Origin of the sequence: Methylotenera oryzisoli (genome assembly GCF_004661485.1) — a bacterium.
Lineage (GTDB): Bacteria > Pseudomonadota > Gammaproteobacteria > Burkholderiales > Methylophilaceae > Methylotenera > Methylotenera oryzisoli.
Map to the genome: position 1 here is coordinate 18,988 of NZ_PQVH01000007.1, position 9,868 is coordinate 28,855.

Consider the following 9,868-nt stretch of genomic DNA (forward strand, 5'->3'; position numbering starts at 1 on the left):
TTCTCCCGCTTGCCCCTTGTAGCGCCACGCTGCTTGGGGCTTTTTTTTGCGTGTTGAGTTGGTATGTGTGAAATTATGTTATTGATTTAAAAGTATAAATACGTTTTTTAATCGGGAGTACGAACGTTGACTATCAAACACTTAGCTTATCGAGTTGGCCATGAGTTTCCAGGATCAGTTGCAGGCTTAGCTAGCCTAATGGCACGGGGTGATGTTGTATTACGCAACAAGCTTAACCCTAACAGTGAAACGCATCATTTAAACATTGAAGAGTTTGAAATGATGCTGGACTTTGCCAACCGCAACCAGGATGCAGCTGAATACTTTGCAGCTAAAGCTGGCGGTGTCTTTATGAAGGTTCCTGATGTGCCTGAGAGTGACCTTGGGTTGCTTGATTTGTTTATGGGTACCACCAAAGAGCTTGGTGATGTGGCGTCAGCGTTTCAATCAGCTTATGCCGATGGTAACTATACCAATAAAGAATATGACGCTTTATCAGTGGAAGTTGATGAAGTGATTGCTAGGTTGCTTGAGTTTAAAGCAGGCGTTAAGCGGGTAGTGCGCTAAATGGCTAGTGATAACGATATAAAGCCTTTGTATAACGAAGAGGCAGAGCAGAGTGTAATTGGCGGTATTTTTATCGACAACACTGCTTATGACAAGCTGGTTGGCGTGATTACCGAGTATGACTTTTACCCGCGTGAGCACCGCATGATTTTTCGTGCGATTAGCAGGCTGATGGAAGAATCAAAGCCGGTTGATGTTGTGACTGTTGGTGAGTTCTTAGATCGTCACAAATTACTTGATGATGCTGGTGGTTTACCTTATCTGATTAATATCATTCAAAATACGCCAAGTGCTGCGAATGTGTATCGATATGCAGAGATTGTGCGAGATTACTCGCTTATGCGCAAAATGGGCGCAATTTCCGCCGAAATTTCCGAAAAAATAAGCAAGCGCGATGGATTAACCGCAAGGGATTTATTGGACTTTGCACAAAGTCGCTGGATGACCGTTGGGGATAGTTTAAACCGCGCTAATAACACTATGCAAAAAGTTGGTGATGTGATGGTTTCTGTCATCGATAAGATTGATGAAATGTATATGCGCGAGAGTCATGATGATGTCACTGGCTTGCGCACCGGTATTGATGATTTAGACAAGTTGACGACAGGCATGCAGCCTGGTGAGCTTAATATCATCGCGGCGCGCCCTAGTATGGGTAAGACCTCTCTGGCGCTAAATATCGTTGAGAACGTTGCGCTTAAGCAAGTCAAGAATGCTGCTGTATTCAGCCTTGAAATGATTAATAACCAGCTAGGTATGAGGTTGCTATCTAGTGTGGCGCGTTTGCCTGCTCAGCGCGTTAGCATTGGGCGTGTGAATGATGATGAGTGGTCTTTAATCACTAAGGCTGTGCATGACTTAAAAGACGCTGGCATCTACCTAGATGAAGAGAGCACGTTGAATGTGAATGATATTCGCGCCCGTGCACGGCGTTTACATCGTGAGCTAAAGGGTGAGCTTCACCTGATTGTGATTGATTACATTGGTTTGATTGCCACCACTGGCAATGATAGCCGGGCCAATGAAATGGCCGATATTTCCCGCGCATTAAAGCTACTTGCTAAAGAGCTACACATACCAATTATTGCCTTGGCTCAGCTAAACCGTGGCCTTGAGCAGCGCCCTAATAAACGACCTGTCATGAGTGATCTGCGTGATAGCGGTGGTTTAGAGCAGGATGCTGACAATATTTTCTTTATCTACCGTGATGAAGTTTACCACCCTGACACGCCAGATAAAGGCACAGCAGAGCTAATTGTTGCTAAGCAGCGTAACGGGCCAATAGGTATGGTTAGAACAACATTTGTGCCGCATTTAATGCGTTTTGAGAACTTCAGGAATGCGTATGAGTAGGCAAAAAAATCGGAAATTTGGCGGCGCAATTTCCGTTAAAAAATTGATTATTTGGTGTGGAGGTTGATTAAAAAATGTCAGTAAAAATTATGAGTATGGTGTTTGAGAGGTTCCCCTATGCGGGTAATGATTTAGTGCTTGCACTGGCGCTGGCAGATCACGCTCACGATGATGGCACGCATATTTACCCTGGGCATGAGAACCTAGCAAAAAAGGCCAGAATTAGCGAGCGTACAGTCATTAGATTGCTTCAGAAGTTTGTCAATATTGGTTGGTTAGTGCGTGTGAGTTCTGGTAACTCAATTCGTGGTGTAGCTAACTCCTACAAAATTAGTGAGAGTTGGATTAAGGGTGACAAGTTGTCACCCCAAATTACACCCGACATTGGGGTGACAAATGATGCAGTTGGGGTGACAAATCCGACCATTGGGGTGACAAATGATGCACTTACGGGTGACATAGCTATGTCACACCAACCATCATTAACCATCAATAACCATCAAGAAACAACACCGCGCGAGAAAGCTCCGTTAGCAAATCAAACTTCTGCTAAGCCTGAAGGGTTGCTTGCGTGTCGTTTGATTAAATTGAACGTTGCAGTTACCAGCATTAATCCAATTTTGCTCAAATGGGTTGCTGAAAAAATTCCTAACGAGCTCATTGACCAATGCGTGCAGCTTGCCAGACAGAACAAACCTTGGCCTGAAAAGATTGCAGCTGGTTACCTGGATGCAATTATCCGCAATGAGCTTAAACCAAAAACAGACAACAGCTGGCTAATGACCGATGAAGGTGTGATAGCAAAGGGCCGTGAGGTTGGCATAGCTGCAAGGGCTGGTGAGAGCATGAGTGATTACCGTACCAGGTTAAAAAATTCATTGGGTATTGGCTTGAGGGGTGCAGCCTAGTGGCAAGCTTGAGAGAGTCTATGCCAGCCACAGCGCAAGCGATTGATGAGCTGCGTGAGGTGTTTGGTACTGAGCTTGTGAATGCACAAATTAGGCAGTCAATGAAGGGCAGGCCAGCCATTTATGCGGAAGAGATTGTAAACGGTGTGGTAGTGACCTTTGGGGTGAAGCCTCAAGTGATGAAAGAGTTTCCAGTTAGTTTTTTGAGTTGCAAGTCTGTTATCAACGTTAGTGGTAGTAAGGGGAAGTGATGAACAGTAATGCATTGCCTGCTCACATGTATGGCGACCCAGCAAACATCGTTGAATATGATCAGATGAATGCGTTAGGTTGTAGAGCCTGCGGGGCTTATCAAGAAGTTTTAAATAAAAGTCTTTGTGGTGATAGTCGTAATCAGTTTCAAAAGGGTGTGCCTAATGTTGGGCATCGTTGCAAATGGTTTAGTGAGAGGGGTTAGGGATGGCGCTAGATAGCTATTTAGTTTCAAGAATGTGTAACTGGGCGCATTGGGCAGATCGTGGGTTAGATGGAGGTGTTGGTTGGTCAAAGCAATCAGCCTTTCTTAACCAGGCGCCTAGCACTAGCGATACTGACTACACTCCAGAGTTGAATGAGGGTGCCATTGAGATTGACTCTTGCGTGCAAGCATTGAATGTTGAGCGCCCAGAGTTGTATGCTGTGATCTATGCACACTATCGCCGTAATGACTTAAGCGTTGCTGCCAAGATAAGCGGCATAGGTTGTAGCAAACAGACGTATTACAACAAAGTTGATATCGCTCATAACCTGATTCTTGGATGGCTGAATGATCTGTCTTGTGGGTTAAAAATACCTAGCTCAGAAATTAATTTAAATAAAATTAAAAAATATGCTTGACAGCCATTTAGACTTTTTTGTATAGTTTTGGCTAATCTGTGCATTACTGCATCCAAGCCCACCGAGAGTGGGCTTTTTTATTGCCTGTCATCTATGCAAAACCAACGTGAATCCTCATCCAAAAGGGGTTATGGGTATAAATGGCAGAAGGCACGTGAATCTTATTTAAAAAAACATCCGCTATGTGTTGATTGTGCCAAGCGTGGCTATGTTGTTGTCGCTGATGTGGTTGACCATATCGTGGCGCACCGTGGTGACATGAAGCTGTTTTGGGATAGTGAGAACTGGCAAAGTCTTTGTACTAATTGCCATAGTAGCTTTAAGCAGCGACTAGAGAAGTCTGGTGTAGAAGCTGGATGTGATATCAGTGGTGTTCCGGTTGATAAGAAGCATCACTGGAACACGTAAATGAATAGGGAGGGGCGGTAAAAGTCTACAACTTTTAGCTTCTAGACCGATTGCCCCCCTTTTTTTGCATAACCGCATAACTCGATAGGGGGGGTATTAGTTGGTGATGAACCAGTTAAGCTAATCCTTCATCAAAATGAGACCGAAAAAACCAACCCACTTAAAACTTGTTGAAGGTAACAAGGGTAAGCGCTCGTTAGATAATCATGAGCCAGACCCAGCGTACCTGAATGATCTAACCGCGCCAGATTGGCTACCTGAAAGTGTTAAGCAAATCTGGGATGAAATTGCACCGAAACTGAGAGCTGCAAAAGTATTGACTGAGCTTGATATCCCAGCGCTTGAAGCTGGATGTGTTGCGATTTCAAACTACCGTAAATTAACGCTAGAAATTGGAAGTGAATTTACTGTTTACGGTTCAAAGGGCGGTGAGTCACTTAGTCAGAAGTTAATCGCGCAGAGCATGTATTTCAAACAAGCGATGGCGGTGTTTCAGCAGTTTGGCATGAGCCCTGCTGCACGTACCCGTATCGCAATACAACCGCAAGGTGATTTATTTGGCAACGAAAAACCCGACCCAGCGAAAGCGTATTTCTGACCCAGTAACCGCTTATGCAAAAAGCGTTGTATCTGGTAAGACTGTAGCTGGTCCGCATGTCCGTGATGCATGCCAAAGACACTTAAATGATTTAGAACAAGCCGCTTCTCGCGGCTTTTTTTTCGACCTTGAAGCAGCTAATCGTGCGATTGGTTTTTATCGCGATGTATTGCGACTCAATGGCGGTGAGTATGAAGGCTTGCCTTATGAGTTGCTTGATTGGCAGTGCTTTATTGTTGGCTCGCTGTTTGGTTGGAAGAATATTGATGATGGCTACCGCAGATTTAGGGTTGCTTACATTGAAACCGCAAAGGGTTCTGGTAAGAGCCCGTTAGCGGCTGGCATTGGTCTATACGGAATGATGGCGGACAATGAGCCGCGTGCTGAGATATATGCTGCAGCAACCAAAAAAGACCAGGCAATGATTTTGTTTCGTGATGCCGTGGCAATGGTTGACCAATCACCAGCGTTGGCTGAGCGGTTAGTAAAGTCCGGTACCGGTCAAAGTGTTTGGAATCTTGCGTATCACAAAACAGGTAGTTTCTTTAGGCCGGTAAGTGCTGATGATGGCCAGTCAGGGCCACGTCCACACATTGCGCTGCTCGATGAGATTCATGAGCATAAAACGCCAACGGTAGTTGAGATGATGCGGGCTGGTACAAAGAGCCGCCGCCAAGCGCTGATTGTGATGATCACAAACTCAGGCGCTAATAAAACTACGGTGTGCTGGCATTACCATGACTATGTGAACAAGGTTTGCGCAGGCTCATTGGTGGATGACAGTATTTTTGGCTATGTCTGCGCAGTAGATGAGGGCGATGACCCTTTTAAAGATGAAAAGAGTTGGTACAAGGCTAACCCAAGTTTGAAACATGGAATACCAGGCATTAAGTATTTGCGCGAGCAAGTGACATCTGCACGAGGCATGCCGAGTAAAGAGGCGATTGTTCGCAGGCTTAATTTTTGTCAGTGGACTGAGGCTGAAAACCCATGGATTGGCAGTGAAGTTTGGTTTGGTTGTGCACCTGAGCCTGAATTTGATGAGTCATTGCTACTTAATAGGCCGTGCTGGGGTGGATTAGACCTCTCAAGCACTCAAGATTTAACAGCGTTTGTATTGCTGTTTGAGCCTACTTTTAATGATAAATTTTGGAGAATTAAGCCATTTTTCTGGATACCAGCTGATGGGCTGACTGAAAAAGAAGATAAAGACAGAGTGCCTTATCGTGCATGGGTAACATCTGGCTTTTTAAACGCGCTGCCTGGTAGGGCCATAAACAAACTAGCTGTGTTGCATAAGTTAATTGAGCTGTCGGCAACTTACGACATTCAAGAGATTGCTTATGACCGTTGGCGTATTGAGGATTTGAAAGCTCAAATTGAGCAGGAAGGTTCAATACTTGCGCCACTCAAACCGTTTGGTCAAGGTTTCAAAGATATGGCCCCAGCGGTCGATGAACTTGAGCGCGTGCTGGTTGATCAGCTGGTAAAGCACGATGCAAATCCAGTATTAACTTGGTGTGCAGCCAATGCGGTAATTGACACTGACCCTGCTGGCAACAGGAAGGTTACAAAAGAAAGAGCAACTGGTCGTGTGGATGGGATTGTTGCGGCGATTATGGCGGCCGGCACCTCGTTAAGTGGTGCTGCTGTCTCGCAAATTACGCAGGGCTTCGTTGTTTTATAGGTAAATTTATGACACAAACCTCAAATTGGTATGACGCAGATATGGTTGGTCAAAAGGGTAGTGTTATTTTGACTAACTGGAAGCGTGAGCGTGAGGCTTTGCGTTCTCCTGCGCCCAATTATAACAATTCTGCTAGTTATGGTCAGGATATTTACGAAGCTTTTGGCGTTAATCCATCTGCATCAGGTATGAATGTGACGCCAGCATCAGCAATGCGTGTTGCAGCTGTTTATGCGTGCGTCAATAAAATTGCTGGTGCAATCTCTACATTGCCGCTGCATATTTATAAAACTGATGGCGACATTAAAGCCCGTCAGCCGCGTGATGACCTTTGGTATAAGCTGAATGAACAACCTACTGAGCAATTTACTGCAGCAAGTTATTGGGAAGGTGTAAGTGCCTCGCAATTGCTACGTGGTGATGCGTTTGCATGGATACGTAGAACTATTACAGGCGGCATTAAAGAGATATTGCCAATGCCGTGGTCTAGTGTTTTACCTAGTAGGCAAAAGGACGGCAGCGTTCGCTATTATATTAATCTGCCAGATTACAACATTACTACCTGGCTGGACCCTGCAGACGTATTGCATTTTCCTAGTTTTGGTTTTGATGGGCTTAAGTCCATGAGTGTAATTAGCCATGCTGCACGATCTGCTGTAGGTAATGCGATGGCAATGGATGAATACTCCGGTAAATTCTTTGCCAATGGAGCTCACCCATCCATTATTTTGCAAGCAGCTCATAAAATGGGCCCTGATCAGGCAAAAGATTTGCGTGATGCGTTTGTTCAGAAATACTCTGGCATTGATAACGCTCATCGCTTACCTTTGGTGTTGACTGAAGGTGTGACTGCTAAAGAGATTAGCTTAAACGCTGAGGACTCTCAGCTGCTTGAGGCGCGTAAGTTTCAGGTAGTGGATATTGCCCGTGCATTTGGCGTGCCGCCACATATGATTGGTGAGACAAGTGCAAGCACCAGTTGGGGTAGCGGTATTGAAGCCATGAGCCGTGCGTTTGTAACTTACACGCTACAGCCGCACTTGGTGCGTATCGAGCAAGAACTTAACCGTAAATTATTTCCGCGTGCTGCCAGCAAGATTATTCAGTTTGACCGCGAAGCTCTCATTGAAGGCGATAGCGCTGCACAAGCAGCTTATTACCGTGCTGCATTGGGTGGCCCAGGCGCAGGGCAAGGCTGGATGTCAGTTGATGAAGTGAGAAAAACAAAAGGGCTTGCACCTAAAGGTGGGGCTTCTGATGAAATTTTTGACCCACGTACATTACAAGCTAAACCTAAAGAGTAACTAAAGGCTAGGAAAATGAATAAAATCATGCAACTTTATCGCGATAATGCAGCGCGTGAAAAAACACCAGTTAACCTGATTAAAAATGCAAATGAAGCTAGTTTGTATATTTATGATGTGATTGATGCGTACTGGGGCGTTTCTGCGCTAAGTGTAGCCGATGCAATCGCTCATGCTGGTGATGCTGAAACGCTCAATGTTTATATCAATAGTCCTGGTGGCAGCGTATTTGAAGGTCGCGCCATCATGGCTGAAATTCAGCGCTTTAAAGGCAAAACTATCGCGCATATTGATAGCTTGTGTGCCAGTGCTGCAACAAATATTGCGCTGGCTTGCGATACGGTAGAAATGTCAGACGGTGCGTTCTTTATGATCCACAACGCGAGCGGGTTAGCTTGGGGTGATAAAACTGCCTTACGTGAAACTGCCGACCTTTTAGAGAAAATTGAAGGTTCTATTGTTGCTGATTACACCAAAAAAACGGGTAAAGACGCTGCTGAAATCATAGATATGATGGATGCAGAAACATGGTTTACCGCGCAAGAGGCGCTAGATAACGGCTTTATTGATAGCATTAAGCAAGATAAAACATCGAAAAACACTGCTAAAAATACATGGAACCTAGCTGCTTTTGATAAAACACCACAAGCTTTGCTGCAAAAAGAACATTTAAACCCAACAGATAAGCCAACTGCAAACGAATTGATCGTAGAAAAGACAGAACCAGCTCCGGCTGGTTTTTTTATGTCTGCTGCTAATAAAAATAAACTGCAATTGCTAACCGCTTTATAGCGCTCTCGCGCATAAAAACGCATGAGGTCGTTTACCTCAAACACCAGCCCGCTCACGCGGGTTTTTTCATTTTAAGGAAACGGTATGAACAACATTCAAGCCATGCGCGAGAAAATTAGTAACCTCGCCAATTTAGCTAACAAACTGCTTGCCGATAAGGGTGATCAGACCTGGACAAAAGAAGAGCAAGCTACTTTTGACGGATACACCAACGAAATTGAAGCATTAAAAAATCAGGTAAAAGCCGCTGAGAAAATGCGCGCTTTAGAAGCTGATGACTTCTTTAATGCTGCTGGTAATACGCCAGCTAAAAAAGATGGTGATATGACCATCGACGCCTTAACTGCGGTCGCACTTTATATGCGCTTTGGTAATAACGTGTCAGCTGAGCAGGCTTTAGCGATACGCAATGCAATGTCTACCACTACCCCAGGTGAGGGTGGCTATACGGTCCCTGCACAAGTAGCATCAATGGTAATTGACAGGCTGAAAGCATACGGTGGTATGCGTGATGTGGCACAAATCATTACCACAGAGAATGGTCAGAACTGGAGCTATCCAACAAGTGACGGCACTACTGAAGTTGGTGCAATCGTTGCACAAAACGGCCCTGCTGGCGGTGGTGATATCACTTTTGGCGCTGCAAATCTGAATGTATTTAATTACACTTCATTGAAAATTGCACTGCCATTAGAGTTGATTCAAGACTCAGCAATTGATGTGATTGATTTTGTAGTTAAACGCCTAGCTACACGTATCGCTCGCATTCAAAATACCCACTTTACAACAGGTGCTGGTACAACATTGCCTGATGGTGTAATCCCTCGTGCTGGTGTTGGTAAAACAGGTACAACCGGTCAAACATTAACTGTTACTTATGATGACTTGGTTGATCTTAAACATTCAGTAAATCGTGCATATCGTCAGAATGCTAAATTCATGTTGAATGACTTGAGTATTGCTGTGGTATCAAAAATCAAAGATACAACAGGCCGTCCAATTTGGGTTCCCTCCGTTACAGAAGGCTCTCCTGATACATTACTTGGCTTCCCGGTTTTAACTAATGATGATGTTGCTGTGATGGCTGCCAATGCAAAATCAATCGCATTCGGTGATTTCAGCAGCTACATCATCCGTGATGTGGCTAATTCAACCATGATCAAACGCTTTGACGACTCTGCATTCGCGCTAAATAACCAAGTAGGTTTCTGCGGCTGGCAGCGTTCTGGCGGTAACTTGGTTGATGTGAATGCAGTAAAAGTTTACGTCAACTCAGCGACCTAATTTAGTGGAGGCTTAGGCCTCCTAATCTAACATTTTATTTTTTTATGGAGCCTAAAATGGCGAGAGAAAAAAACCAAGCCGCAGCCGACCA

12 protein-coding genes are annotated in these 9,868 nt (G+C 44.7%); all 12 read left to right on the forward strand.

The features are described from left to right. The first annotated feature begins 126 nt into the window (after positions 1 to 126). The 12 genes from C3Y98_RS04545 to C3Y98_RS04600 all read left to right on the forward strand — a co-directional run bounded on the left by C3Y98_RS04545 (position 127) and on the right by C3Y98_RS04600 (position 9,777). Complete coding sequence (locus C3Y98_RS04545; RefSeq protein WP_135276930.1) at positions 127 to 567, forward strand: phage regulatory CII family protein; 441 nt, start codon at positions 127 to 129, stop codon at positions 565 to 567. Beyond that, on the forward strand, positions 568 to 1,920 hold the full coding sequence (gene dnaB / locus C3Y98_RS04550; RefSeq protein ID WP_135276931.1) for a replicative DNA helicase: 1,353 nt from the start codon (positions 568 to 570) through the stop codon (positions 1,918 to 1,920). It abuts the gene before it with no gap. 74 nt (positions 1,921 to 1,994) lie between these two features. Next, the gene (locus C3Y98_RS04555) at positions 1,995 to 2,828 is read left to right on the forward strand and encodes a helix-turn-helix domain-containing protein (protein WP_135276932.1); all 834 of its coding nucleotides are present in this window, start codon (positions 1,995 to 1,997) and stop codon (positions 2,826 to 2,828) included. After that, positions 2,828 to 3,079 carry a hypothetical protein gene (locus C3Y98_RS04560; RefSeq protein ID WP_135276933.1) on the forward strand — a complete coding sequence of 84 codons (252 nt, stop codon included), beginning with the start codon at positions 2,828 to 2,830 and terminating at the stop codon, positions 3,077 to 3,079. The genes C3Y98_RS04555 and C3Y98_RS04560 overlap by 1 nt, the downstream gene beginning before the upstream one ends. After that, a complete protein-coding gene (locus C3Y98_RS04565) occupies positions 3,079 to 3,285 on the forward strand; it encodes a hypothetical protein (RefSeq protein WP_135276934.1) in 207 nt (68 codons plus the stop codon). Before C3Y98_RS04560 ends, C3Y98_RS04565 begins: the two co-directional genes overlap by 1 nt. A gap of 2 nt (positions 3,286 to 3,287) precedes the next feature. Next, positions 3,288 to 3,704 (forward strand): antiterminator Q family protein, encoded by a 417-nt coding sequence (locus tag C3Y98_RS04570; RefSeq protein WP_135276935.1) that lies wholly within the window; start codon positions 3,288 to 3,290, stop codon positions 3,702 to 3,704. Positions 3,705 to 3,797: 93 nt separating this feature from the next. Beyond that, on the forward strand, positions 3,798 to 4,112 hold the full coding sequence (locus C3Y98_RS04575; RefSeq protein WP_135276936.1) for an HNH endonuclease: 315 nt from the start codon (positions 3,798 to 3,800) through the stop codon (positions 4,110 to 4,112). Positions 4,113 to 4,248: 136 nt separating this feature from the next. After that, positions 4,249 to 4,710 (forward strand): phage terminase small subunit P27 family, encoded by a 462-nt coding sequence (locus C3Y98_RS04580; protein WP_135276937.1) that lies wholly within the window; start codon positions 4,249 to 4,251, stop codon positions 4,708 to 4,710. Continuing rightward, positions 4,670 to 6,397 (forward strand): terminase large subunit, encoded by a 1,728-nt coding sequence (locus C3Y98_RS04585; protein WP_245234320.1) that lies wholly within the window; start codon positions 4,670 to 4,672, stop codon positions 6,395 to 6,397. The genes C3Y98_RS04580 and C3Y98_RS04585 overlap by 41 nt, the downstream gene beginning before the upstream one ends. 8 nt (positions 6,398 to 6,405) lie before the next feature. Beyond that, positions 6,406 to 7,701: a phage portal protein gene (locus tag C3Y98_RS04590; RefSeq protein WP_135276938.1), complete on the forward strand. Its 1,296-nt coding sequence runs from the start codon at positions 6,406 to 6,408 to the stop codon at positions 7,699 to 7,701. 15 nt (positions 7,702 to 7,716) lie between these two features. Then, positions 7,717 to 8,493 carry a head maturation protease, ClpP-related gene (locus C3Y98_RS04595; protein ID WP_135276939.1) on the forward strand — a complete coding sequence of 259 codons (777 nt, stop codon included), beginning with the start codon at positions 7,717 to 7,719 and terminating at the stop codon, positions 8,491 to 8,493. 84 nt (positions 8,494 to 8,577) lie between these two features. Next, positions 8,578 to 9,777, forward strand: coding sequence for a phage major capsid protein (locus C3Y98_RS04600; protein WP_135276940.1), 1,200 nt, complete (start codon positions 8,578 to 8,580; stop codon positions 9,775 to 9,777). Positions 9,778 to 9,868: the final 91 nt, after the last annotated feature.

Excerpts from the sequence above, each read along its gene's own strand:
- C3Y98_RS04570 (WP_135276935.1), top strand. The coding sequence starts at position 3,288 with ATGGCGCTAGATAGCTATTTAGTTTCAAGAATGTGTAACTGGGCGCAT.
- C3Y98_RS04600 (WP_135276940.1), top strand. The coding sequence starts at position 8,578 with ATGAACAACATTCAAGCCATGCGCGAGAAAATTAGTAACCTCGCCAAT.
- C3Y98_RS04575 (WP_135276936.1), top strand. The coding sequence starts at position 3,798 with ATGCAAAACCAACGTGAATCCTCATCCAAAAGGGGTTATGGGTATAAA.
- C3Y98_RS04595 (WP_135276939.1), top strand. The coding sequence starts at position 7,717 with ATGAATAAAATCATGCAACTTTATCGCGATAATGCAGCGCGTGAAAAA.
- C3Y98_RS04565 (WP_135276934.1), top strand. The coding sequence starts at position 3,079 with ATGAACAGTAATGCATTGCCTGCTCACATGTATGGCGACCCAGCAAAC.
- C3Y98_RS04555 (WP_135276932.1), top strand. The coding sequence starts at position 1,995 with ATGTCAGTAAAAATTATGAGTATGGTGTTTGAGAGGTTCCCCTATGCG.
- dnaB (WP_135276931.1), top strand. The coding sequence starts at position 568 with ATGGCTAGTGATAACGATATAAAGCCTTTGTATAACGAAGAGGCAGAG.
- C3Y98_RS04580 (WP_135276937.1), top strand. The coding sequence starts at position 4,249 with ATGAGACCGAAAAAACCAACCCACTTAAAACTTGTTGAAGGTAACAAG.
- C3Y98_RS04590 (WP_135276938.1), top strand. The coding sequence starts at position 6,406 with ATGACACAAACCTCAAATTGGTATGACGCAGATATGGTTGGTCAAAAG.